Origin of the sequence: Bradyrhizobium sp. SZCCHNS1050, from assembly GCF_032484785.1 — a bacterium.
Classification (GTDB): domain Bacteria; phylum Pseudomonadota; class Alphaproteobacteria; order Rhizobiales; family Xanthobacteraceae; genus Bradyrhizobium.
In genome coordinates this window covers 67,057-91,869 of the sequence record NZ_JAUETR010000001.1, presented here as the reverse complement: position 1 = coordinate 91,869, position 24,813 = coordinate 67,057, and the positions used below count along the sequence as shown (strand labels likewise).

Below are 24,813 nucleotides of genomic sequence, written 5' to 3'. Positions count from 1 at the left end.
GCAGATCGGATCAACTTGCTTTGACCACTACGAGTCCTCCCACCCCTTGCGGGATGCGGCCTGGCCGGCCGCCGGATACGAAGAGGCTGTCGCATCTTCGGCAGATGTCTGCTGTGGCTCTCAACGACACCGTCGCAATCAATGACCTCTGGGCCCGAAATGGGCCAAGCACGTCACTTCACGTCGCCCAGGTCGGCGGCCTGGCCGAGCCGAGAGTCACCGCTATCAGTCGTTGCGTCGTTGCGCGCACGCGGCAGATAGATCGTGACCGTGGTTCCCTTGCGGAGCTCACTCTCGATCACCGCGACACCGCCGCATTGTTTGGCAAATCTATAAACGCTGGCGAGACCGAGCCCGGTGCCTTTGCCCGGCTCTTTGGTCGTGAACAAGGGCTCGAATGCAACCGCGAGGATTTCAGGCGGCATGCCCGAGCCCGTGTCGGAAACCGCGACTGCCACGTAATCGCCCGAGAGATTGTCGTGCTCGCCGTGCAGCGTCCTATTCATCGTCGATATTTGCACGGTGCCTTCCGCGGTCATGGCATCGCGCGCATTGACGACCAGGTTGATGATCGCCATCTCCAGTTGGGTTGCGTCGCCGCGTACGGGCCAAGCCTCCGATGCGAGGTTGAAGATCAGCTTGCCGATTGTGCCCAGCGACTGCTCCAGCACTCCCTCCATGGCAAGGATCGCCTGATTGATGTCGATGATCGTCACTGCCGACGGCTCTTGGCGTGCGAAGGCCATAAGGGAGCGGACGAGCTGCTGGCCCCGTTTGGCACTAGCCAGGGCATTATTGATACGCAATCGCGAGCGGGGATCATCGATCCGCTCCTCGAGCATATCCAAGTTTCCTAGGATCGGGGTGAGCAGATTTCCGAAATCGTGGGCGATGGTGGCGGCCATCTGGCCAATCGCTTCCAGCTTCTGTGATCGCCGGAGCGACTCCTCGATTTGCGCTTTTTGGTGCTGCGCCTCGTCGCGCTCGACCTCGCGCTGGTTGATCAATTGGGAAGCCGTTGTCAGAGCGTGACCTAGCTCGTTCACCTCCCGAATTTCGACCGTCGGGACATCAATCTTCCTGGACAGTCCCAGCGCAAGCGCCGGGGTCGTCATCGCGCGGATCGAGCGGACGATTCGCCTGCTGATACTTGCCGCCAACAACGCACCGAGCAACAGCACGAGGACCGCGGTAGCGCTCTGGATCATCAGTGCCCATCGCAGATTCGTCGTATAGACGCTCTTGGGAACGCCGAATGCGATCATCCAGCCCGTGATCGACGACCGGTGGTATCCGCCGATGACTGCGATACCTTCCAGCGTCGGGGTCTCGTAGATGCCCTCCTGCGCCCTCGACGTCTGGCGTTGGAATTCAGGCGTTCCCTGCTGGCCGATGAACAGTTCCGGATCTTTGGTCCGGGCGACGATAGTCCCGCCGGTGTCGAGGATCGCCACGATCCAGCCCTCCGGTATCTTCTGCCGCTCCAAGATTACGGCAACATTCGCGGGAAGAATGCCCATCACAAGCGCATACGCGACCTTCCCGTCCCGAAACACGGGCACACCGACGGCGATTTGAGGCTGTCTCGATGTGGCTCCGATATAAAAATCGGAAATCGCAGGTCGGCCGGACTCGAAGATGGTGCGGACCAGGCCTGGGATGCTGGTTCTGGGCAACGGCTGACCGTAGGGGACCATCGTGCTGACCAGGAGTTGTCCGGCCGCGTCCGCGATGACAATTACATTGCCTGTCAGCCACTGCAGCAGTTCGCGCGAGTGCTCGTGAAAGGCGGCAAGATCACCGGACTGCAGGTAGGGTGACTTTGCAAGCACCCGCAAGCTCGACTGGACGCTGAGCAGCTCGCGGTCGACCGCCTGCATCAGCGCGCGTGTTGTGGCCACGGTATTGCGTTCTGCATTGTCGCGTGCCGCAATATACGAGTCGGTGATCAGGTAGCCGGCGACCAGCATTGCCGGAACCGTGCAGACCACGAGGAGCAACCCCAACCAGAACCGAATGGATCGACCACGGTTTTCGACAGGAGGTACGCGCCTGGACATGAACTCTTCACCGATAGAGTTTTGGAAAGAACCTCGCGACAGCCCACCATGCAAAACCCTATGAGCCTAAGGCGGGTTCTATTTGATTTGAGTCAAACGCCTACGATGAGAACGCGGGCCAACGCCCCGCCTCCAGGTATGGGATCGGGAATTTTCGCAGCCTCATGCCTGCCCTCAAGCTGAGGGAAGACCATCGTGTCGGTTCAAAGCAGAACTCTGGAAGGGGCCTTCGCTACTACAATGTGGGATGCTAGCGAGATGTCTCAGATGGGTCCACAAGCGGTCGAACCTCCGGCGACTGTGTCACGTCCGCTGCGTCCCTAATACCGGACATGCCGATACAGGCCCGATCGTCAGCCGTAGGCGGTGATCGCGCGGCTGGCCGTTTGTCCCCCTCTTGGCGGATTTCCACCGGTTAACTTTTCTGAGAGGTGATCTGTATTGATCAGCATGTTGGAGTGCGAGGGTAAAAGCTATTCCCACCGGTCAGTCGCGGGCATCTATCCGGTGACTGGGAGCATCGCGTTCACGTCTGATGCGAGGGAGTACGTCATGAGCCTGTTTTACGAGCCACCATGTCCTAAGTGCCGGAGACCCACAATCTTGGCGCGTATCACGCCCGGTTCGTCTGGTCTTGGTATCCGAACGTTCAAATGCCCCGCGTGTGAGGAAATTCATCAGCGGGTAATCGGATTCGTCGATCCAATGAAATCTCGAACGGTAGAGGGCTGGTTGCGCGGTGAATTGGGAGCGCCGGTGCAGAGCTCCGAGCGTAGCGTGTTCCAAATACACAACTCGACTCTGGAACAAGACAATTCCTTAAATGGAAACTACAAAGCTTGAGAGGTTAGCTCCCGGAGTATCGAGGAGATGCTGTCAGAGCCATAAGGCTTAGGCAGAAATCTGCTTCCCTCCGGTAATCGGCTTCTTTGAACGCATGATGTCCTGAAGTCGCGATGATCTTGATCGGGCCAGCGACCACGCACAAAGTGCGCGAGCTTGAGCCCATCCATCGATCCGGCCATCTGGATATCGGTAAAGACGACATGAATATCCGGGCGCGTTTCTAGGATGGCAATCGCCTCGTCCGCGTTGCTAGCTTTAGCCGCCCTTCGCATCTGTTCTGCCACGCCGAGGGGCTTTTCGGAAGTGAGCACCGCGTCCGCGACTCCGGGCCTCCCCAATTGACGGCCTCACGCGCGCCAATCGGCAAATTATAGGCAATCCAGTCGTCGACGCGAGGATTGCGGAACTGGAACAATTTCTCGTTATGGCTGTTGTCATCCATGATCTCCGGAGTGGATAGATCGAGACGACCTGGGGCAGCAAACCACAATGAAAAGATCATTCACAGCCCTCGGCATTTTCGCGCTTCTGGGAGCGCTGACAGTTGCCTTGCTTGGCTTTGCACCAAAGCTCGAAGCGAGCGAGGTCGCCGCGTTAGCCAAGGGAGACCGGCTGGCAGTGAGAACGGCGTCAGCAAACTGCTCAGCGCAGACGTGGCCTCACTTCACTACATCCTGTCTGCAAAATACGAGTTCAAGCCAAACAATCGTGCAAGCTCGTCTGGTAACGGCCGGCCGCTAAGGCGCCGAAAGCTATCATCGTCCAGCATACGATGGTTCGCCCCGCGCCTGAAGACAATGGCCAGAAAAGTGCCAGCTTGCGAACTGGGCTTCGCAGAAGTGTCGGCCCGGCCGACGCGAATCATGGCGACGCCGTGAAACGCACTTATCCTCCTCTTTTCCAGGGTTTGCATGACCTCCGATTTACCTGAAGTACCAAAAGTCCTCGTTGTCGAGGACGAAATGATGCTGCGTATGCGGGCGGTGGATATTGTGGAAGATGCCGGGTTCTCTCCTGTGCAGGCCGTCGATGCCGACGAGGCGCTCTCTATTCTCGAATCACGCTCTGACATATCGCTCCTCTTTACCGATATTCAGATGCCCGGCAGCATGGATGGGCTCAAGCTTGCTCACGCGGTCCACGACCGCTGGCCGGCCATCAAGATCATTTTGGTTTCCGGCCAAGTTGAGCCTTCCGACGCAGATAGGCCTCAGGACAGCCGCTTCTTTGGCAAGCCGCTAAGCAATGGCCAAATGATCACCGAACTGCAGGCGATGGTCGGTGCGGGCGCACTGACGACGATTCCAGACGCGTCCCTGTTGCCGACAGATAAGAACGGTTACAGCCCGGAAGCAATCGAACTTAAGCGAATATCCGCACAAGAGGCCGCGCTCTCCGCAGAGAATGATAGCCTTCGCTTATTACTTGAGCAGGCCAACATCGATGCCAAGGCCTTGCTCATGCAGTCTTCTATCGACGCAGAGCAGCGCGATGCAGCAGACAAGTTGCAGAAGCTGATCGTGGGCGAACTCCATCATCGCATAAAGAACAACCTCGCAACCGTCAGTGCCATCGCGTCGCAAAGCTTTCGGACCACAACCAGTATCGAGCACGGGCAGAAGGCTATGGAAGGCCGGTTGCTGGCGCTATCGCGCGCCCATGATTTGCTGATGCAAGTCAGTTGGTCGAACGCCAGCCTTACCCGCACCGTGAGCGGCGCAACCGAGCCCTTTGACAGTCAAGGAAACAGACGTTTCCATTTCAATGGGCCAGATATCAAGGTGGCCTCAAGTGCCGTTATTGCCCTCGCAATGACGCTCAATGAACTTTGCACCAACACCATAAAATTTGGCGCACTGTCGACCTCCGCTGGCAGCGTGGAGGTCGCCTGGAAGATAGATGAGGAAAAGCAGCGGCTTTGCCTGACTTGGACGGAACGAGGAGGTCCGCCCGTTCGGCCGCCCACGCGCAGCAGCTTTGGGACGCGCATGATGCAATCCCTCGGTCAGCAGCTCCATGGCCAGGTGCAGCTTTCTTACGAGCCGGCCGGCTTGATCTACTCGCTGGATGTGCCGCTAAGCTCAATCATCGCGAAAGCTTGAGCCATTCCGTCGATCCGGTTCGCAGGACTGTTGAACAGATTCGAGAACTGAGCGCATAAGAATATTACCGATGATCGGATCAACAAAATGATGAAGTTGCAAGCGCTGATAGTGACCATCTTTCTGGCAGCCATTGGAGCCACAGGCGCTGAGGCAGAGTGTGAGATCGCCGACGCCAAGCTGGAAGAAGCTATACAACAGAATCCCAAGCTGCGTGGTCCCGCCAATAGTCAGTCGGTACGCGATCTAAGAAGTTTGCGGGATGCTGCATTCACGCTCCGGTCCTACGGGCGTCAGGAGGACTGTGAGCGTCTTCTAGCAAATATCCGTGAATTGATAGCCGGGCCGCCAATGGGCTCGTTGGGCGATAATGACGAGGAAGATGCCGATAAACAAAACGCAGCGCGGGAGCCGAGAGCTAAACGCGGAGCGGCGCTGGGCAGTCGTGACAAAAAGGACGCAAAGCCGCTTTCAAGGATTGATGAACTCACCCCCGGCTTGAGGACGGACGAAATGATCGGCGCGGAAGTCCGCAGTTCCGACGACAAGATCGTAGGCGAGGTTAGAAATATCGTTTTTGGCACGAAAGATGGCCGAGATTACGCGATCGTCGCTTCTGGCGGCTTTTTTACAACGGGAAAGGAAAGCATCGTCGTGCCGATCAAATCGCTCAAGGTGACGCAGGATCGGTCGAGCTTCTTTCTTCCGATTTCCAGAGAGATCGTGAAAGCCGTGCCCCTCATGCCTGATCAGGACTACTTGTGGCTGTCGGATAAAAAGTGGCGTACCCATAATGACGGGTTTTTTCAGAGTCGCTGAGCACAGATGAACAATCTGGGTTCAGGCTATAGGTGCGAGCAAACGCCCATGCTCGTCGGCCTCGATCGTCTGCAACGCTTCAATCGTTTCGTTGACCGTAACGTCCGACCATTCGATCTGGATGAAGAAATCTCCTAGATCGTCGTGAAACTCGGATCGTACGCGTTCATCTGGGCAACCTCGCGCAACTGCCTCAGGATGTCCGCTCCGGGTCTTGGTCGTGTAAAAACGGCCTTGCGGACGTCCGTCCTGACCACGAGGACGCGGGCGTTTCTCAGGCTGTGATTGCCGCGATCAACGGCTTGACCCCGACGATGTTCATGACCCGTGTGAGGTTGTAGGCCAGAACCGATAGGGCCATCTCGGCGGCTACTTTTGGGAGCGATTTAGTGAGGAAGTGCGTCGCTCCCATACGGGCCTTCATCGTGCCGAACGGATGTTCGACCGTCTCGCGCCGCTGGCGCATCGCTTCCGGGTTTGCGTCAAGGCGCTGCTGCACTGCCTCAAGCAGATGCTCGTGCTCCCACCGTGTAATCCGCCGCTCCGGCCCCGGCGTGCACTGGGATTTGAGCGAACAGGTTTGACAGGCTGTGGTCCAGTAGCGCCGCAACACCTTGCCGTCTTCTTCGTTTGTATAGCGATACGGTAATCGCTCTCCAGCTGGGCAGCGATAGGCATCCTGTTCTGGCAAATAGACAAAGTCCTGCTTACCGAAGCGTCCCTCCGACTTAGCATTTGACGTCTGCGGCTTGGGCAGCGTCACCGTGATTCCGGCCTCGTGGCACGCGAGGATCTCTGGGCTATTGAAGTAGCCGCGATCGGCTACAGCGTCGAGCGTCTCGCTCTTGAGAACGGCCTTTGCCTGTTTGGCCATGTTAGCAAGTTGGGCGCGATCTGAACCGCTGTTCGTGACCTCGTGCGTCACAATCAGATGGTGCTCGGTGTCCACGGCGACCTGTACATTGTAGCCGACAACGCCGGAGCCGCGGCCGCTCGTTGCCATCGAGCGGCTGTCGGGATCGGTCAGAGAGATTTGCTGATCGGACGACGCAAGCATCTGCTTCTCATACGCGGCAAGCTTGCCCATTTCCTCCTTCAGCTTCGTGAGCTTCTCGGCAAGTCTCGTCACCTTCGCAGCCAGCGCCTCTGTCGGCTCCTGGCGGTCGGCCGTGTCAAGTTGGCTCAGATAACGCGCGACGCTCTCCTCCAGCTGAGCACGCCGCCGTTGGACCTTTGCCCGTGTGAAGTTCTTGTCTCGGTTGTTCACGGCTTTGAACTTGCTGCCATCGATGGCGACGCTCGCCGTCGCCAGAAGGCCCATCCCACGGCAGAGTTCGACAAAGCGCGCACAGACCATGCGAAGCGCCAGGCCGTTGTCTTTACGGAAGTCGGCGATGGTCTTGTGATCGGGCGCGAGCCGACCCAGCAGCCACATCACCTCGAGATTGCGGCCGGCCTCCCGTTCGAGCCGCCGGCTCGACTGCACCCGGTTCAGATAGCCGTAGATGTAAAGCTTCAGGAGAACCGAGGGGTGGTACGACGGCCGACCGGTGGCTGCCGGCTCCACCCCTTCAAAACCCATCTCAGACAAATCGAGCGCTTCGACAAATGCGTCGATCACGCGAACGGGGTTGCTCTCGTCAATGAAATCATCGAGGCATTCAGGCAACAGCGTCCATTGCCCACGATCCGCCTCTTCAACGAAGCGCCTCATCGATTCCCCCAAAAGAATCACTGGAGAATCATAACAGCCGCGCAGCGTTTTCACACAGCCAGGGTCCTAAGCCGTCGAATTCTCTACGACTGGGACAGGCGTCATCCAGACGCTCGCGTCGACATTGCAGATTTATCTAGCTAAGATCGACAACTATTGTTGTCATCAGCTGGTCGATCGAACTGGAAGCGTTGGACGTTGGAGCCGGATATGGACGTCCCGAAAAGGCGCCTCATTTGGGACCTTGTGCAAGGAGGCCTCTCGGAGGAATCCTTCATCGCGCAATTCGGCGCAAATCCGCGAACTACGCCCGAGATCGTTCGCGTCGAGCTTGAGGAGAGTTTGACAGAGAGGTCGACCGATAACCTCAGATTTGCGCTCATCCTCGCATTTCGGTTTGGTCTCTCGCGGCAATGGGCTCCGTTGCTGTGCAAGCTGATGGGAGAAGATTGGCACCACAGTCACGAAGACATAGCCGGCGCCCTTCAAGATTTGCGTTTGCCGGTCACCATTGACTGCCTGTATCGGACCGCGTTGCGCAAGCATGATTATCTCGCCTGCAACGACAATGAATCCCTGGCAATCAAGTGCATCTGGGCGCTGCATGATATCGGTACGCCCGAGGCAGCCGAGAAACTCCAACGTTTATCGCAGTCTGATTTGTCAGCGCGCGTTCGCGAGAAAGCTCTCAAGCGACTATCGGCGCTGGCGGTGACGCGACCCGGCGACCCGGTGCCAGCTTATCGCCGCGCAAGAGACCAAGAGGTTCGGCCCGACTGGGATTTGGGTGGATCTCAGCGCGACAAGTAGGGCAGCGGGCGATATCCTTCGCAGAAGCGTGCCAGGAGAGGTCAAGTCTCGGTGGGCGGGAATCAAAAAGCCGCCGGGCGATGCCGGCGGCTTGATGTCGGTGGGAGGTAGGTGCTGCGGCGCTCGCGCCGCTCCTGCCTTGGTGCTGCGTTGCCGCTTACTCAGCAGCTTCCTTGCGCGGCGGATCGAGTGCGCCGGAGTCGTGGATCTCGGCGACCTGATGGTCGCTGAAGCCCAGCACCTGGCGCAGGATCTCGTCGGTGTGCTCGCCGAGCAGCGGCGAGCGCGTGACGTCGGCCGGGCTGTCCGACAGCTTGATCGGGTTACCGACCGAGAGATACTTGCCGCGGGTCGGGTGGTCGACCTCGACCAGAGTGCCGGTCTTGCGCAGCGACTCGTCCTCGGCGATCTCCTTCATCGACAGGATCGGGCCGCAGGGGATGTCGAACTCGTTCAAGATGTCCATGGCCTCGAACTTGGTCTTGGTCATGGTCCACTGCTCGATGCGGCCGAAGATCTCGTTCAGGCGCGGCAGGCGGGCGGCGGGCTTGGCGTAGTTCGGGTCGGTCTTCCAGGTCGGCTCGCCGATCACGTCGCAGATCTTCTCCCAGACCGGGGCCTGGGTGATGAAGTAGATGTAGGCGTTCGGGTCGGTTTCCCAGCCCTTGCACTTCAGGATGCGACCGGGCTGGCCGCCGCCGGAATCATTGCCGGCGCGCGGCACGGCGTCGCCGAACGGCACGCCCTCGCCGAACTGGCTGTATTCCTTCAGCGGGCCGTGCTCGAGGCGCTGCTGGTCGCGCAGCTTGACGCGGCAGAGGTTCAAGACGCCGTCCTGCATCGCGGCGGTGACGCGCTGGCCACGGCCGGTGTGGGTGCGCTGATAGAGCGCGGTGACGATGCCGAGCGCCAGGTGCAGGCCGGTGCCGGAATCGCCGATCTGCGCGCCGGTGACCAGCGGCAGGCCGTCACGGAAGCCGGTGGTCGAGGCGGCGCCGCCGGTGCACTGCGCGACGTTCTCATAGACCTTGCAGTCCTCGTAGGGACCAGGGCCGAAGCCCTTGATCGAGGCGACGATCATCTTCGGGTTGATCGCCTGGATCTTCTCCCAGGGGAAGCCCATGCGATCGAGCACGCCGGGGCCGAAATTCTCGACCAGCACGTCGCACTTCTTGATCAGCTCGGTCAGAACCTCCTTGCCCTTGGGGTTCTTGGTGTCGAGCGTGATCGACCGCTTGTTGTGGTTCAGCATCGTGAAATAGAGGCTGTCCACGTTGGGAATGTCCTGAAGCTGGCCGCGGGTGATGTCACCCACGCCCGGCCGCTCGACCTTGATCACGTCGGCGCCGAACCAGGCCAGCAGCTGCGTGCAGGTCGGTCCGGACTGGACGTGGGTGAAATCGAGAATGCGAACGCCCTCGAGCGCCTTGGTCATGTCTTGCTCTCCGTAACGATTGGTCATCCCGCGACAGCGGGCATCTGATGTCCTTGCGGGTGGCCTTTACTTCTTCTTCGTCAGCACGCTCTGCGGATTGAGGTTGCCGATACGGCCGCTCTCGGATCCCGCAGCAGGATCGATCACGGCGTTGATCAAGGTCGGCTTGCCGGAATCCATCGCGTCGTTGACGGCGCGCTTCAGCTCGTCTGGCGAGGTCGCGTTGACGCCAACGCCGCCGAAGGCCTCCATCATCTTGTCATAGCGCGCGCCCTTGACGAACACGGTGGTCGCCGGGTCGTCGCCCGCCGCGTTCTGATCGGTGCCGCGATAGATGCCGTCATTGTTGAAGATAACGACGCAGATCGGAAGATTGTAGCGACAGATCGTCTCGACCTCCATGCCGGAGAAGCCGAAGGCGCTGTCGCCCTCGATCGCCAGCACCGGCTTACCGGTCTCGACCGCGGCGGCGATGGCCGAGCCCATGCCGATGCCCATGACGCCCCAGGTGCCGACGTCGAGCCGCTTGCGCGGCTGGTACATGTCGATGACGCCGCGGGCGAGGTCGAGCGTGTTGGCGCCCTCGTTGACTAGGACCGCGTCCGGACGCTCCTTGATGATGGTGCGGAGCACGCCGAGCGCGCCGTGATAGTCCATCGGCGAGTTGTTGTTCATCAGCCGCGGCGCCATCTTGGCGACGTTGTCCTCGCGCTTCTTCTGCACCGCGCTCAGCCACTCGACCGAAGCCTTGGGCCAGTTGCTGCCCATCGCCTCGCTGAAAGCCGTGACGACCGAGCCGATGTCGCCGACCACGGGGGCCGCGATCTCGACGTTGGAGTCCATCTCCTTCGGCTCGATGTCGACCTGGATGAACTTCTTCGGCTGTTCGCCCCAGCTCTTGCCCTTGCCGTGCGACAACAGCCAGTTGAGGCGGGCGCCGATCAGCATGACGACGTCGGAGTCCTTCAGCACGGTCGAGCGCGCCGCGCCGGCGCACTGCGGATGCAGGTCGGGCAGGAGGCCCTTGGCCATGCTCATCGGCAGGAACGGCACGCCGCTCTTCTCGACGAAGGTCTTGATCGCCTCGTCGGCCTGCGCGTAGGCCGCCCCCTTGCCGAGGATGATCAGCGGGCGTTTCGCGTTCTTCAACAGATCGAGCGCGCGCTTCACCGAGTCGGGGGAGGGGATCTGCGCCGGGGCCGGATCGATCACCTTGACCAGCGAGGCCGCGCCGGCTTGCGCGTTCATCACCTGGCCGAACAGCTTTGCCGGCAGGTCGAGATAGACGCCGCCCGGACGGCCCGAGACGGCGGCGCGGATCGCGCGGGCGAAGCCGATGCCGATGTCCTGCGCGTGCAGCACGCGGAACGCCGCCTTGCACAGCGGCTTGGCGATCGCGAGCTGATCCATCTCTTCATAGTCGCCCTGCTGCAGGTCGACGATCTCGCGCTCCGAGGAGCCCGAGACCAGGATCATCGGGAAGCAGTTCGTCGTCGCATGCGCGAGCGCAGTGAGGCCGTTGAGAAAGCCGGGAGCGGAGACGGTGAGGCAGACGCCCGGCTTCTTGGTGAGGAAGCCGGCGATCGCGGCGGCGTAGCCGGCGTTCTGCTCGTGACGGAAGGAGAGCACGCGGATGCCTTCAGCCTGCGCCATGCGACCGAGATCGGTGATCGGAATGCCCGGCACGTTGTAGATCGTGTCGATCCCGTTCAGCTTCATCGCGTCGATGACGAGATGAAAACCGTCCGTGAGCTCCTCGTGCGTGTCCGGTGCCTCGGTCTTAACAGCAGTCTGCGCCATGCGCCTCTCTCCCTGGTCGTCTACGAAGGCGCTTTGCGGCGTCTTCTTCTGTTTGAACCTGTCAGCTGAATAGTTCCTGGCCGTGCGTCTCGACATAGGTCGCGAGGCCCAGCGTGTGATCACGGGCCCGCTTTTCGGCGAGCTCGGTGTTGCGTTCTTCCAGCGCCTCGATGATCGCGAGATGCTCGGGCAGGGAGGCCGCGATACGATCGGTGCGCCCGATCGTGAGCTGGCGATAGCCGCGCACGTGCAGCAGGATGTCGTTGGTCATGTCGACCAGTACCGGCGATTCCGACAGCGAGATCAGCGCCTGATGAAACGCGATGTTCGCCTTCGAATACTCCTCGACGTGCTCCTGCGGCGGGCGGTCCTTGCCGAAGTCCTTGAAGTAGTCGCGCAGCGCCGAGATGTCCTTCTTGCGCGCGATCGTGGTGATCAGGCGCGCCGCCATGCTCTCCAGCGCCGCCCAGGCGCGGATCATGTCGACGATCTCGCTCTTGGTCCGGCGCACCACGACGATGCCACGGCGCGGCACGGTCTTCACGAAGCCGTCCTGCTCCAGCATCGCGATCGCTTCGCGAATGGGCGTGCGGCTGACACCGAGGCGCTCGGAGAGAGCGCGCTCGTCGAGCATGACAGGCTCGGGCGAGGCGTAGATGTCCATCTTCAGAATGGCTTCTTTCAAGGCCTCATAGGCCTTATTCTTGAAGCTCGTCTCCGGGGCGATGCGAGCGATCGCGATGTCGGCCTCGGCCATGATGGGCAATGCCTTGTTCGTTTTTTCTGTAGACAAGACCGTCTCCTCTCCTTGGGAGATGCTTGTTTACAGCATTTTGCGTCCAAGTTTTTTGGCATACCAGATGCCAGGATGTCAAGCTGCGAGCTTTTTCAGCGTGTCCACATCTTCGTCGCGCTTGACAAAGTTTGCGTCTGGCATACCAAATGCCATAAACGACCAGCAATCCCCAGGAGGAAGCCCCGATGTCTGACGCCATCCCGAATGCCAAGGCCACGATCCGAGACGTTCTCGATCGTGTGAAGGCGGATAAACGCACCAGCCTCACCGCGCCCGAAGGCAAGATCGTCTGCGACGCCTACGGCATTCCGGTGCCGAAGGAGGGACTGGCGAAGTCCGCGGCCGAAGCGGCCAAGCTCGCGGGCGACATGGGTTTTCCGGTCGTGATGAAGATCGTTTCGCCCGACATTCTGCATAAGACGGAAGCCGGCGGCGTCATTGTCGGCGTCAAGACCGCCGACGATGCGAAGACGGCGTATGAGACCATTCTCGCGAATGCGAAGAAGTACAAGGCCGACGCCAAGATCGAAGGCATCCAGGTGCAGCAGATGCTGACCGGCGGTACCGAGGTGATCGTCGGTTCGATCACCGACGGCTCGTTCGGCAAGCTGGTGGCCTTTGGCCTCGGCGGCGTGCTGGTCGAGGTTCTGAAGGATGTGACATTCCGCCTCGCCCCCGCGACCAAGGACGATGCCCTGTCGATGCTCGACGGCATCCAGGCCCACGAAATGTTGAAGGGCGTGCGCGGCGGCGATGCCGTCAGCCGCGAGGCGCTGGCGGACGTCATCGTCAAGGTGTCGAAGCTGGTCAGCGATTTCCCTGAAATCGTCGAGCTCGACCTCAATCCGGTGTTCGCGACCAAGACCGGCGCGATTGCGGCCGACGTCCGCATCGTCGTCGATTTCGACTACAAGCCCCGTCCGGCGCCGCGCTCGAACGAGGAAATCGTCACCGCGATGAACCGCATCATGAAGCCGCAGGCGGTCGCCGTGATCGGCGCCTCCGCCGAGGACGGCAAGATCGGCAACTCGGTGATGAAGAACCTGATCAACGGCGGCTACAAGGGCCAGATCTACCCGATCCACCCGAAGGCCTCCGAGATCCTCGGCTACAAGGCCTACAAGAGCGTCAAGGACGTGCCCGGCGTGATCGACACCGCGGTGTTCGCGATCCCCGCCAAGTTCGTCGCCGGCGCGCTGACCGAATGCGGCGAGAAGCAGATCCCGGGCGCGGTGCTGATTCCGTCGGGCTTTGCCGAAGCCAATGAACCGGAGCTGCAGGCCGAGATCGTCGAGATCGGCAAGAAGTACAATGTCCGCCTGATGGGGCCGAACATCTACGGCTTCTACTACACGCCGGCCAATCTCTGCGCGACCTTCTGCACCGCCTACGACGTCAAGGGCCACGCGGCGCTGTCGTCGCAGTCGGGTGGCATCGGCATGGCCATCATCGGTTTTTCGCGCTCGGCGAAAATGGGTGTGTCGGCCATCGTGGGCCTCGGCAACAAGTCGGATATCGACGAGGACGATCTGCTCGCCTTCTTCGAGCAGGACCCGAACACCAACCTGATCGCGCAGCACTGCGAGGACCTCAAGGACGGCCGTGCCTTTGCGGAAGCCGCCAAGCGCGTCTCCAAGAAGAAGCCGGTCATCGTGCTCAAGGCCGGCCGCACGTCTGCTGGCGCCAAGGCCGCCTCGTCGCACACCGGCGCGCTCGCCGGCAACGACAAGATCTATGAGGACGTGCTGAAGCAGTCCGGCGTCATCCGCGCCCGCTCGCTGCGCCAGCTGCTCGAGTTTGCCCGTGGCGTGCCGGTGCTGCCGACGCCGAAGGGTGAGAACGTCCTCATCATCACCGGCGCCGGCGGCTCGGGCGTGCTGCTCTCCGACGCCGTCGTCGACAACGGCCTGTCGCTGATGACCATGCCGGCCGACCTCGATGCCGCCTTCCGCAAGTTCATCCCGCCGTTCGGTGCCGCCGGCAACCCGGTCGACATCACCGGCGGCGAGCCGCCGATCACCTATGTGAACACGGTCAAGCTCGGCCTGTCGGACGAGCGCATCCACGCGCTGATCCTCGGCTACTGGCACACGATCGTGACCCCGCCGATGGTGTTCGCGCGCAACATGGTCGAGGTGAAGAAGGAGATGGAGGCCAAGGGCTTCGTCAAGCCGATCGTCGCCTCGCTCGCCGGCGACGTCGAGGTCGAGGAGGCCGCCGAATATCTCTACCAGAACGGCATCCCGGCCTATGCCTATTCGACCGAGCTGCCGGTCGAGGTGCTCGGCGCCAAGTACAAGTGGGCGCGCGGCGCGGGCCTGCTCTAAGTCAAATCGATGCGAATGCCGCTCCGGCGTCTCGCCGGGGCGGCACTTTCTTTGATAGCGTGACGAAGCAAGATCCGTCCGTCCGGCAACGGCGCCGCCTGTGAGGGCGGTGCAGAGAGGCGCCACGTGATCCGTCGCAAGACGATCGAGCCACGCGCGGATGCTGCGGCCGAACCCCGCGACGGCGGCGTGCAATCCGTCGGCCGCGCGCTCCAGATCCTGGAGATTCTCGCCGAAGACGACGAAGGCTATCGCCTCAGCGATCTCGCCGTCCGTGCCGGGCTTTCGACCTCGACCGTTCATCGCCTGCTGACCACGCTCGAGAAGCGCCGCTTCGTCCAGTTCGACCGCATGGAATCGAAATGGCACGTCGGCGCGCAGAGCTTTGCCGTCGGCGCGACCTTCACGCGTCGGCGCAATTTCGTCGCGCTGGCGATTCCCTATCTGCGAAGGCTGCGCGACCAGTCGCGCGAGACCGCCAATCTCGCCGTCGTCGACGATGAATCGCTGATGGTGCTGCTGCGGCTGGACAGCCGCGAGATCATGCGCTCGCTGACCAAGGTCGGGGGCCGCCTCGCCATGGTCGCCTCCGGCATGGGCAAGGCGGTGCTCGCGACCTATTCCGATGACGACGTCAACGGCATCATCCACCGCCAGGGCATGCCGCGCCTGACCGAGAAATCGATCATCCGCGCCAGCGACCTGTTCCGCGAGCTCGAGACCATCCGCCGCCAGGGCTACGCCGTCGACGACGAAGAGGCACGCCTCGGCCTGCGCTGCATCGCCGCCGTCGTCCACGATTCCTGCCGCGAGCCGGTGGCGGCGATCTCGGTGTCGGGCCTGGCGAGCCGGCTGACCGAGGATCGGGTGCCGGTGGTCGGGGGAATGGTGCGGGATATCGCAGGGGAGCTGACGGCGGCGCTCCGGGGCGTGGCGCAGCCTGACTAGCTTTGGCGTTCGGAACTACGCCGAATATAGCGGGGACCACGAGATAAATAGCTCGGTCGAGTGGGGGGACCTTAGAGGTCACCCCCATTTTCTATCCGACAGGAGAAATCTATCTACACTTTTGGCTGCAATTGCAGAACGGGAAGAGGTTGAGAGCCTAATGCTTCCTTGCAACACAATCTAAGGGGGAGTGCAAACTTTTTCACCATTTGCTCAAACGACTTGCCGAAATGGACGATCATTTGAACATAACAGGAACGAAATGTCAACCGAAAATCCGAAATCTAGTGTCAAACTTCGGAAGTCATAGGCCGGGGTCAACAGGATAAGCTAAAATCTGCGACCAACCACTATGATGCTAGCTTGTCCCGCAGTTACAACTTCCTTCATCGACTAGATTCCTCTTTATAGGCGTGAGTTGATTGCGTGAGGCGCTTACCCGCCGACTTGTTGCCCTCGAACCCGATCGGCACGGTCGTTCCCCCGCGTATGCTCAAGACGTGAGCAGGTCGCTAGCCTATTTGGGCTTGCGGGGGCCGCGACGTCGCGCAACGATCCTGCCGCAATAGGCCAGCACGTTCAGCGAGTTCACCGCATGACCAAACTCACGCGCTTCTCGGTCGGCCCCCTGCACACCATGACGCGGCGGCTCGCCGACGTCGCATCGGGTCGCGCCGCACCCGATCTCGTCATCACCGGCGCCCGCGTGCTGTCGACCTATTCGGAGCGCATTCTCCCGAACCGCGAGCTGTGGATCACCGGCGGGCGCGTCGCGGCGGTGAAGCCGGCCGGGGCGCACAAGGCGATACCGAGCGGGTTCGCGATCCATGACGCGGCCGGCGGCATCATCGCGCCCGGCCTCGTCGATCCGCACATCCACATCGAATCCTCGATGGTGACGGCCTGCGCCTATGCGGAGGCCGCGCTGCTCAACGGCACCACGACGATCTTCTGCGACAGCCACGAGATCGGCAACGTCATGGACGTCGCCGGCGTTGAGGCGATGCTGGAGGATGCGCGGCAGGCGCCGCTGTCGATCTTCCTCACCGTGCCCTCGACCGTGCCGGCGACCTCGGCGGCGCTGGAGACGGCGGGCGGCGATCTCACGCCGGACAAGATCGCCGGCCTGTTCGATCGCTGGCCGGAGGCGGTCGCGCTCGGCGAGAAGATGGATTTCGTGCCGGTCTGCATGGGCGACGAGCGCAGCCATGCCATCCTTGCGGCGGCTTTGCAGCGCGGACGGCCGGTGTCCGGGCATGTCTATGGCCGCGAGTTCGTCGCGGCCTATGCCGCGAGCGGCGTCACCGATACGCATGAGGCGATCGACCGCGACATCGCCGACGACCTGCTCGATGCCGGCGTCTGGATTTTTCTGCGCGGTGGTCCGCCGACGACGCCGTGGCACAGCCTGCCGCAGGCGATCCGCACCGTCACCGAGCTCGGCGCCTCGCACAAGCGCACCGCCGTGTGCACCGACGATCGCGATGCCGACGATCTCATGCTGTTCGGCCTCGACTGGGTGGTGCGCGAGGCGGTGAAGGCGGGGATGTCGCCGGAGCAGGCGTGGTCGATGGGCTCGCTGCACGGCGCGACGCGCTTTGCGATGGATGGCGAGATCGGCGGTCTCGGCGGTGGCCGCCGCGCCGATCTGGTGCTGCTCGACGACGGCCTGAAGCCGCAATCGACCTGGTATGGCGGCGAGCTGGTGGTGGACAAAGGCAAGATCACGCCGCGTCTCGATCAGGCGCTGTCGCAGCGCTATCAGTACCCGAAGGCCGCCTATGCCACGGTGAAGCTGCCAAGACAGATGACGCTGACGCCGGAGCTGCCCACCAAGGCCTGCACCGTCAATGCGATCAAGACGGCGCTGCCCGGCATCACGCTGATCCACGACAAGGTCGCGATCGAGCCGGCCAACGATTGGGAGACGCTGTTTGCGCGCTACGGTCTCTGCTTCGTCGCCGTGATCGAGCGCCACGGCAAGTCGGCCGGCAATGTCGCGCACGGGCTCTTGAAGGACTTTGGCCTCAAGCGCGGCGCCGTCGCCTCCAGCGTCGGCCATGACAGCCACAACATCATCGTCGCCGGCACCAACGAGGCCGACATGCAGGCCGCCGTCGCCGCGATCGGCGCGCAGCAGGGCGGCGTCTGTGTCGTGGCCGACGGCAAGGTGCGGGCGATGGTTCCATTGCCGATCGCCGGCCTGTTGTCGGACAAGCGCGTCACCGAGGTCGCCGAGGAGGTGAAGCTGCTCAAGAAGGAATGGGCGGAAGCCGGCTGCACCATTCCCTACATGGGCTTCAATTTGATTCCTCTATCGGTCATTCCGGAAATTCGTATCACCGACAAGGGCCTCGTGCTGGTGCCGCAGATGGAGCTTGCGCCGCTGTTCGAATAGCACCATCGAACCGTCATGCTGTTAGAACATGTCAGCTGTTTGTCGTCCTAACTAACTGAGGCCACCCGTGTTTTGCCGAGCGTGCCGCATCGTGGGAAAAATCGACGACTGAATTGAGATCGCAGCCGTCAGCAGCGATCCTCGCGCATCAACCAAAAGAGGAAGCGCGAGATGGCGAAGATGCGGGCGATCGATGCTGCGGTGCGAATCTTGGAGAAGGAAGGCGTCACCTGCGCCTTCGGCGTTCCCGGCGCGGCGATCAATCCGCTGTATTCCGCGCTGCAACGGCGCGGCTCGATCCGCCACATTCTCGCCCGCCACGTCGAGGGCGCCTCGCACATGGCCGAGGGCTACACCCGCGCCAAGGCCGGTAACATCGGTGTGTGCATCGGCACCTCGGGCCCGGCCGGCACCGACATGATCACCGGGCTCTATTCGGCGATCGCAGACTCCATTCCGATCCTCTGCATTACCGGCCAGGCGCCGCGGGCGCGGCTCCACAAGGAGGATTTCCAGGCCGTCGACATCGAGCAGATCGCCAAGCCCGTGACCAAGTGGGCGGTGACGGTGCGCGAGCCCGGCCTCGTCCCGCGGGTGTTCAGCCAGGCGTTCCACATCATGCGCTCGGGCCGTCCGGGCCCGGTGCTGATCGACCTGCCGCTCGACGTGCAGCTCGCCGAGATCGAGTTCGACGACGAGACCTACACGCCGCTGCCGGTCTACAAGCCCGCGGCGAGCCGCAAGCAGATCGAGAAGGCGCTGGAAATGCTCAATGCCGCCGAGCGGCCGCTGATCGTCGCGGGCGGCGGCATCATCAACGCCGATGCCAGTGATCTGCTCGTCACCTTCGCCGAGACCGTCAACGTGCCTGTGGTGCCGACCCTGATGGGCTGGGGCGCCATCCCCGACGATCATGTGCTGATGGCCGGCATGGTCGGCCTGCAGACCAGCCACCGCTACGGCAACGCCAACTTCCTGGAGAGCGATTTCGTGCTCGGCATCGGCAACCGCTGGGCCAACCGCCACACCGGATCGCTCGAGACCTACACCAAGGGGCGCAGCTTCGTGCATGTCGACATTGAGCCGACCCAGATCGGCCGCGTGTTCAATCCCGATCTCGGCATCGTCTCGGACGCCAAGGCGGCGCTCGAGCTGTTCATCACCGTCGCGCGCGAGTGGCGCAAGGCGGGCAGACTGCGCGAACGGCAGGCGTGGCCGGCGGCGTGCCAGGATCGCAAGCGCACGATGCTTCGGCGCAGCGATTTCGATCAGGTGCCGATCAAGCCGCAGCGCGTCTATCATGAGATGAACAAGGCGTTCGGCCGCGACACCTGCTATGTCAGCGTCATCGGCCTGTCGCAGATCGGCGGCGCGCAGTTCCTCAGCGTCAACCATCCGCGCCACTGGATCAATGCGGGGCAGGCGGGGCCGCTCGGCTGGACTCTGCCGGCCGCGCTCGGCGTCCGCGCCGCCGATCCCAGGCGCGAGATCGTCGCGCTCTCCGGCGACTACGACTTCCAGTTCCTGATCGAGGAGCTCGCGGTTGGCGCGCAGTTCAACCTGCCTTACATCCACGTCGTCGTGAACAATGCCTATCTCGGCCTCATACGCCAGGCGCAACGCGGCTTCTCGATGGACTATCAGGTGCAGCTCTCGTTCGAGAACATCAACGCGCCGGAGGTCGGCGGCTATGGCGTCGACCACGTCGCGGTCGCGCAGGGCCTCGGCTGCAAGGCGATCCGCGTCACCGACCCGCGCCAGGCGCAGGCTGCGTTCGCGACCGCGCGGGAATGGATGGCGGAATACCAGGTGCCTGTCGTGGTCGAGTTCGTGCTCGAACGCGTCACCAACATCGCGATGGGCACCGAGATCGACAACGTCGTGGAGTTCGAGGAGGTGCTCGATCTGCCGGTCGACGAGACGCCGGCCGAGCCGGCGCGCACCTTGCAGCCGGCCTGACCGCAGCCATCGCACTCAGTCGAGGACCCATGACATGCCGCGCTTTGCCGCCAACCTCACGATGCTGTTCAACGAGCTGCCGTTCCTCGACCGCTTCGCCGCCGCCAAGGCGGCCGGCTTCGGCGGCGTCGAATATCTGTTCCCGTATGATTTCGACAAGGCCGAGCTGCGCGAGCAGCTCGCGCGCCACGGGCTGACGCAGGTGCTGCACAATCTGCCCGCCGGCAATTGGGCCGCGGGCGAGCGCGGCATCGCCATCCTGCCTGATCGTGTCGACGAATTTCGCGACGGGGTGCGTCGCGCGATCGAGTATGCGAAGGCGCTGGATTGCCGCCAGCTCAACTGCCTCGTCGGCATCGCGCCCGAAGATGCCGACCCGCGCGAGCTCAACCAGGTGCTGGTCCGCAACCTGCGCTTCGCCGCGACCGCACTGAAAGCGCAGGGGATCAAGCTGCTGATCGAGCCGATCAACACGCTCGACATTCCCGGCTTTGTCCTCAACCGCACGGCACAAGCGCTTCAGCTGATCTCGGAGGTCGAGTCCGACAATCTGTTCGTCCAGTACGACATCTACCACATGCAGATCATGGAGGGCGATCTCGCCCGCACGATGCAGAAGCATCTCGCCCGCATCGCCCACGTCCAGCTCGCCGACAATCCCGGCCGGCACGAGCCCGGCACCGGCGAGATCAACTACGCCTTCCTGTTCCGCCACCTCGATGCGATCGGCTATTCCGGCTGGATCGGCTGCGAGTACAAGCCGCAGGCGACGACGGGAGAGGGCTTGGGGTGGCTGACGGACCGCGCGGTCGTTCCCGCGAGCTGAGCTTGATTCCTTGGTCCCTTCACCGGCCTTTTCCAGTTAATGTCTGCGAGCCGACGTCGCCGGCGTCGGCTGAAAAGTCCGCGTTGGGCCGATTGCAGAACTGCCCCGCTTGGTGCAACAGTAGAACAATCCTACATTGGAACGCTGTCGTGTCCTGCAATTCGCCCTCCGGCGCGCACCCGCCGACTACCCACCAAGTCATACGCAAACTCGCCTTGCAAGAAGGTGCGGCGGCACTAAAGGCACTGGCCAACGCAGCCGGACTCGAAGATCAATTTGAACGACGGGCGGCTATTGATGCAATCGGACGTCACCCACATGGGCGCGAGTTGCGCTCTATCATTTTGAGGGCTCTCCGTGATCCATCAGAATACGTTGTGCGCACAGCGTGTGAAGTCGTCGCACAATGGGATTTGCAAGAGGCGCACGAGCTTGTGGTAGCTCTACTGGCAAATCCATCCAAAGCGACACGGCAAACCGCTATTCGCACGCTGGGTACAATCTGGGTCGATGCAGATTTTCCGACGGTGTTTCGCATCTACAACGACGCCTCGGAAAATGAAATTCGGCGCGAAGCTGCTTGGGTCCTGCGGCAGCGAGCCCAGTCTGCCCATTGGCGAACGCTTTTCGATGCATTCCAAGTTGATGAGCTTGCCCGACACCGGCAATGGGCTTGCGAGTTAGCCGAGAAGTTTTCAGTCCCTGACATTCTACCAGTGTTGTCACAGCTGTCCTCGGACGTCGACGGTCACGTTCGAAAGGCAGCGTGGCGGGCTATCCAAACACTTTCGAGCCGCTGATCCCAGCTCGTTTCGTAGGCTTAGGATGCCCGCTGCGGGCCAAATGCAGCCATTGAGGGCCTTGGTCGCCTGCTTCTGCTTCAGACCTGAAAGCGGGCTGTGCTCCCACCTGTTTGGACGGTTTGGGATGGGCTAGCCGCCGACATCTTTAGTGCGTCTTTTCATCTTCGAGTCTGATCACGATGTGCTGCGCCAAGCCGGAGTTCGAGGAGCCGCTGAGAAAATCTCCGGCCGCATGTCGGGCTGACGAACGGAGGGCCGTCCTGGGAGCGGACAACGGAGGAGATTGCGAGCGATGATCACTGTGTTCGGAGAGGGCAGAGGCTTCCGTGTCGTCTGGTTGCTCGAAGAGATGGGGCTGCCGTACCGGCTGCGGGACGTGGACCTCCTGGCCGGGGTCGAGAACGACGCCGAATTCCTGGCGATCAATCCCGCCGGATTCATTCCGGCGATCCGCGATGGCGACGTCACGATGGTCGAGTCCGTTGCGATCATGGAGTACATCTTGGGACGCTATGGGCCGACAGCGCTGGCGCCCGCGGCACATGATGTTGCTTTTCCTGCCTATCAGCAGTTTCTCCACCTCGGTGAGGCGGGCCTCGCAGCCTCGCTTTATTTCGTTTCGGGAGCCCGGCACCTTGCGCCTGAAAGCGAGCGCAACAACTGGAGCGCGCGGCAGGCGATGGACGTGTTCACGACCCGATTGAGCCTGGTGACGCGACGGCTGGAGCGCGGGCCATACATGGCCGGCGATGCGTTCACCGCGGCGGACATTTCGGTGGGCTACGCGCTCGAGATGGCGCGGAAGAACGTCGGTGTGGTGTTCGGTGATGCGGAGCAAGCATACATGACCCGGCTGCGAGTCCGCGCCGGCTACCAGCGGGCGCTGGAGACGTGCCAGGCCACGCGGCGCTGGTGGACCAGCTAGGTTGCGGAACGAGAGAGGCGATAGGTCGCCGACAATGTCTTCAACAGACGAAACGATCATTTGCATTCGACCGTCGCTCCGCGGCAGATGACGAGTGCTGGAAACCCATCCGAGGTCACTGATGTCATCTGTTGCGACCGTGTTTGCGCAATCCTTCTTCCACGGCACGCGCGCCGATCTGCGGCCGGGCGACCTGATCGCTGTCGGGTATCCGTCCAACTTCACCGAGGCGGAGCCGATGTCCTGGGTCTACTTCACGGCGACGCTGGATGCGGCGATCTGGGGCGCCGAGTTGGCTGCCGGTGACGGACGGGGACGGATCTACGTCGTCGAGCCCACAGGTCCGTTCGTTGACGACCCGAACCTGACGGACAAGAAGTTCCCGGGAAATCCGACGCGGTCTCATCGATCCCGCGCGCCTCTGCGCGTCATTGCCGAGGTCGTTCATTGGCAGGGGCACGCCCCGGATGTGGTGAGGCAGATGAAGGAGGGCGTTGCGCGCGCAATGACCGAAGGGCCGGGCATCATCGACTGAACGGCGCGGCGGCATCGCACTGCCGTCGATCCGTCGCGCCCGATGGCTGTTTGCGGATGCTGCGACGCGCTCGCCACGCGGCGCCCTCCGTCCAGAACATCGAAAAAGTCCGGTGGCAAGGTGCGTTCGAACTGGTGTCGACGCACGAAATCTCCTCCTCATGAGCCGAGCCTATCGCCGAGAGGCGAGGGTTGGACTTGGCGTCCATGCTTGATCGGGGGCGCCGCTTGGCAGCGTCGCTCGCCTTTCGGCGACGGCATGGTTGAAGAGTTCGAGGACCAGGCCGAATGCCGCCAAGTCCTCTGGTTCGATGGCTCCATCGTCATAGCCCTTGAGTGTCTCGGCGATGATCCCGTCGACCTCTCGTTGCCAGCTCAGCAGATCGTGTTCCGAGCCGGCATTGCGCACCTCCGAAACCACCGCAAGAATGCGGTTGCGGCCGCTGGTGTCGTCCTCCAGTTCATCCCGGTTCAGATAGCGGCGCAGCCATTCGGCGGCCGAACCGATGCCGGAAAGTACGAGCAAGGCGAACCAGAAATAATCGCTGTACTTGTCCAGAAAGGTTCGCTCCGTGCCGTTGATCACCGCCGCGGCGCCTCGATGTACGGAAGGCTCGGTCTCCTTCTCGGTATCGGGCTTCGTGATGTGCGAAGCGCCGGCGAGGCCTTGCGTGATCGTGTCGCGGACCGCGAAAAGCTGCCGGTAGAAGGCCGCCGCCTTGGCTTCTGAAAGCTCCTTCTTGGCCAGGATCAGGTGATTGACGCTGATCGTGTCGACCTTGTCCTCCGGCCAGGCCGGTTTCGCGTTGAAGACGCTGGCTGGAATTTCCTCGGCCTCGTAGCGCGGATGCTTCAGGGCAATGGCCTCCGATGCTTCGATCGGAAGAAACGTCGGAGCTCCGCGGGCTCGGGAGGTCGCGGTGATGGCGTCCACCGTGATCCTGCTGTCGAGCGGACCGACGGCGAGATACGCATCGAGGGTGGGGTCTTGCGCAAGCTTCTCGATCTCGTCTGTCCCGAATTGAACCGTGGCAACCTTATCGGGTTGCACGCCGGAGCCCTCCAGAATGGCCTGGAGCACCGCGACGTTTGCTCCGGTCCTCCCGATGATGCCGACCTTGTGACCTGCCAGATGGGCGATATCTGCGATCTTGCCGCCGGCCTTCTGCTTGGGCTCGTTGCCGCGTCGCCCGGAGGGCGACCACAGCACGACATAGTTCTTGCGCAGGACGGCCAGTGTTTGCGCATCGGGCGGCATGCCGAGGTCGCCGCGGCCGACCGCCAGGTCGGTTTTGTCGGCGGCCAGCAGGGCCAGGGATTCAGCCGCTCCGCCGGTCGTGATCGGGGAGAGCCGGACGGTCCTGCTTTCCTCACCGAAGGCGTCGGCCATCGCCTGGACCACCTTGTGGTCGTCGCTCGCCGCCGGTCCGACGGCGATCCGGAGAGTTTCGGGCTGCAAGACGTAGAACAGGCCCGCCGCGGCGGCGCCAAAGGCGACAAATCCCAAGGCCAACACGATCAGCAGCCTTCGTTGACGGCGGTCGTGAGCACTCCTGACCACATCGGACGATGACATCAGCGGACCCCTTGAGAAAACGCGTGTCGGCTCCACGCGCACTGGAACTTGGGCGAACCGGTGTCAACCCGGAATGTTCCGTCGGCTGGCGAGAGTTGATGAAAGCAAGCCTTGGTGGGTCGCTTGGGGTCAAAA

Annotated in this window: 17 protein-coding genes; 11 read left to right on the top strand and 6 right to left on the bottom strand. The window is 62.1% G+C overall.

The genetic code is table 11. The features are described 5' to 3' along the window. Nucleotides 1-173: 173 nt before the first annotated feature. Nucleotides 174-1,970, bottom strand: a complete 1,797-nt coding sequence (locus QX094_RS00405) for an ATP-binding protein (protein ID WP_316175931.1) — start codon at nt 1,968-1,970, stop codon at nt 174-176. 1,847 nt (nt 1,971-3,817) lie between these two features. Here QX094_RS00405 and QX094_RS00400 point away from each other — a divergent pair. Both QX094_RS00400 and QX094_RS00395 read left to right on the top strand, forming a co-directional pair. Further along, nucleotides 3,818-5,008: an HWE histidine kinase domain-containing protein gene (locus QX094_RS00400; protein WP_316187447.1), complete on the top strand. Its 1,191-nt coding sequence runs from the start codon at nt 3,818-3,820 to the stop codon at nt 5,006-5,008. Nucleotides 5,009-5,098: 90 nt separating this feature from the next. Then, on the top strand, nt 5,099-5,827 hold the full coding sequence (locus QX094_RS00395; protein ID WP_316188182.1) for a PRC-barrel domain-containing protein: 729 nt from the start codon (nt 5,099-5,101) through the stop codon (nt 5,825-5,827). A 274-nt stretch (nt 5,828-6,101) separates the two neighbouring features. Here the strand turns inward: QX094_RS00395 and QX094_RS00390 are convergent, their stop codons facing one another. Continuing rightward, nucleotides 6,102-7,541: an IS1182 family transposase gene (locus tag QX094_RS00390; RefSeq protein WP_315716201.1), complete on the bottom strand. Its 1,440-nt coding sequence runs from the start codon at nt 7,539-7,541 to the stop codon at nt 6,102-6,104. A gap of 210 nt (nt 7,542-7,751) precedes the next feature. On the opposite strand from QX094_RS00390, the gene QX094_RS00385 reads away from it, so the two are divergent. Next, nucleotides 7,752-8,351, top strand: coding sequence for a hypothetical protein (locus QX094_RS00385; protein ID WP_316187445.1), 600 nt, complete (start codon nt 7,752-7,754; stop codon nt 8,349-8,351). Nucleotides 8,352-8,508: 157 nt separating this feature from the next. On the opposite strand, the gene frc is transcribed toward QX094_RS00385, so the two are convergent. The 3 genes from frc to QX094_RS00370 all read right to left on the bottom strand — a co-directional run bounded on the left by frc (nt 8,509) and on the right by QX094_RS00370 (nt 12,379). Further along, the gene (gene frc, locus QX094_RS00380) at nt 8,509-9,786 is read right to left on the bottom strand and encodes a formyl-CoA transferase (protein WP_315718405.1); all 1,278 of its coding nucleotides are present in this window, start codon (nt 9,784-9,786) and stop codon (nt 8,509-8,511) included. A gap of 66 nt (nt 9,787-9,852) precedes the next feature. Then, nucleotides 9,853-11,586, bottom strand: coding sequence for an oxalyl-CoA decarboxylase (oxc, locus tag QX094_RS00375; RefSeq protein ID WP_315828567.1), 1,734 nt, complete (start codon nt 11,584-11,586; stop codon nt 9,853-9,855). 61 nt (nt 11,587-11,647) lie between these two features. Then, nucleotides 11,648-12,379 carry a GntR family transcriptional regulator gene (locus QX094_RS00370; protein ID WP_315718407.1) on the bottom strand — a complete coding sequence of 244 codons (732 nt, stop codon included), beginning with the start codon at nt 12,377-12,379 and terminating at the stop codon, nt 11,648-11,650. A 188-nt stretch (nt 12,380-12,567) separates the two neighbouring features. Between QX094_RS00370 and QX094_RS00365 the strand changes: the two genes are divergently transcribed. The 8 genes from QX094_RS00365 (at nt 12,568) to arr (ending at nt 23,103) form a co-directional block, all read left to right on the top strand. Then, the gene (locus tag QX094_RS00365) at nt 12,568-14,709 is read left to right on the top strand and encodes an acetate--CoA ligase family protein (protein ID WP_316187443.1); all 2,142 of its coding nucleotides are present in this window, start codon (nt 12,568-12,570) and stop codon (nt 14,707-14,709) included. A 126-nt stretch (nt 14,710-14,835) separates the two neighbouring features. Beyond that, nucleotides 14,836-15,657, top strand: a complete 822-nt coding sequence (locus QX094_RS00360) for an IclR family transcriptional regulator (protein WP_316187441.1) — start codon at nt 14,836-14,838, stop codon at nt 15,655-15,657. A 595-nt stretch (nt 15,658-16,252) separates the two neighbouring features. Continuing rightward, complete coding sequence (locus QX094_RS00355) at nt 16,253-18,055, top strand: adenine deaminase (RefSeq protein ID WP_316187439.1); 1,803 nt, start codon at nt 16,253-16,255, stop codon at nt 18,053-18,055. A gap of 171 nt (nt 18,056-18,226) precedes the next feature. Next, on the top strand, nt 18,227-20,014 hold the full coding sequence (gene gcl / locus QX094_RS00350) for a glyoxylate carboligase (RefSeq protein WP_315754561.1): 1,788 nt from the start codon (nt 18,227-18,229) through the stop codon (nt 20,012-20,014). 34 nt (nt 20,015-20,048) lie between these two features. Beyond that, nucleotides 20,049-20,840, top strand: coding sequence for a hydroxypyruvate isomerase (gene hyi, locus QX094_RS00345; protein ID WP_316184504.1), 792 nt, complete (start codon nt 20,049-20,051; stop codon nt 20,838-20,840). A 215-nt stretch (nt 20,841-21,055) separates the two neighbouring features. Next, on the top strand, nt 21,056-21,640 hold the full coding sequence (locus QX094_RS00340; protein WP_316171908.1) for a HEAT repeat domain-containing protein: 585 nt from the start codon (nt 21,056-21,058) through the stop codon (nt 21,638-21,640). A 295-nt stretch (nt 21,641-21,935) separates the two neighbouring features. Then, the gene (locus tag QX094_RS00335; RefSeq protein ID WP_316184742.1) at nt 21,936-22,568 is read left to right on the top strand and encodes a glutathione S-transferase family protein; all 633 of its coding nucleotides are present in this window, start codon (nt 21,936-21,938) and stop codon (nt 22,566-22,568) included. Nucleotides 22,569-22,689: 121 nt separating this feature from the next. Further along, entirely contained in the window at nt 22,690-23,103 is a 414-nt protein-coding gene (gene arr / locus QX094_RS00330) for an NAD(+)--rifampin ADP-ribosyltransferase (protein WP_315718415.1), read from the top strand. A gap of 171 nt (nt 23,104-23,274) precedes the next feature. On the opposite strand, the gene QX094_RS00325 is transcribed toward arr, so the two are convergent. Further along, nucleotides 23,275-24,678, bottom strand: a complete 1,404-nt coding sequence (locus QX094_RS00325; protein WP_315828443.1) for an ABC transporter substrate-binding protein — start codon at nt 24,676-24,678, stop codon at nt 23,275-23,277. Nucleotides 24,679-24,813: the final 135 nt, after the last annotated feature.

Bases quoted from the DNA above. Each gene is read 5' to 3' on its own strand.
- QX094_RS00405 (WP_316175931.1), bottom strand. From the start codon at position 1,970: ATGCTGGTCGCCGGCTACCTGATCACCGACTCGTATATTGCGGCACGC.
- QX094_RS00400 (WP_316187447.1), top strand. From the start codon at position 3,818: ATGACCTCCGATTTACCTGAAGTACCAAAAGTCCTCGTTGTCGAGGAC.
- QX094_RS00395 (WP_316188182.1), top strand. From the start codon at position 5,099: ATGAAGTTGCAAGCGCTGATAGTGACCATCTTTCTGGCAGCCATTGGA.
- QX094_RS00390 (WP_315716201.1), bottom strand. From the start codon at position 7,541: ATGAGGCGCTTCGTTGAAGAGGCGGATCGTGGGCAATGGACGCTGTTG.
- QX094_RS00385 (WP_316187445.1), top strand. From the start codon at position 7,752: ATGGACGTCCCGAAAAGGCGCCTCATTTGGGACCTTGTGCAAGGAGGC.
- frc (WP_315718405.1), bottom strand. From the start codon at position 9,786: ATGACCAAGGCGCTCGAGGGCGTTCGCATTCTCGATTTCACCCACGTC.
- oxc (WP_315828567.1), bottom strand. From the start codon at position 11,586: ATGGCGCAGACTGCTGTTAAGACCGAGGCACCGGACACGCACGAGGAG.
- QX094_RS00365 (WP_316187443.1), top strand. From the start codon at position 12,568: ATGTCTGACGCCATCCCGAATGCCAAGGCCACGATCCGAGACGTTCTC.
- QX094_RS00355 (WP_316187439.1), top strand. From the start codon at position 16,253: ATGACCAAACTCACGCGCTTCTCGGTCGGCCCCCTGCACACCATGACG.
- gcl (WP_315754561.1), top strand. From the start codon at position 18,227: ATGGCGAAGATGCGGGCGATCGATGCTGCGGTGCGAATCTTGGAGAAG.
- hyi (WP_316184504.1), top strand. From the start codon at position 20,049: ATGCCGCGCTTTGCCGCCAACCTCACGATGCTGTTCAACGAGCTGCCG.
- QX094_RS00335 (WP_316184742.1), top strand. From the start codon at position 21,936: ATGATCACTGTGTTCGGAGAGGGCAGAGGCTTCCGTGTCGTCTGGTTG.
- arr (WP_315718415.1), top strand. From the start codon at position 22,690: ATGTCATCTGTTGCGACCGTGTTTGCGCAATCCTTCTTCCACGGCACG.
- QX094_RS00325 (WP_315828443.1), bottom strand. From the start codon at position 24,678: ATGTCATCGTCCGATGTGGTCAGGAGTGCTCACGACCGCCGTCAACGA.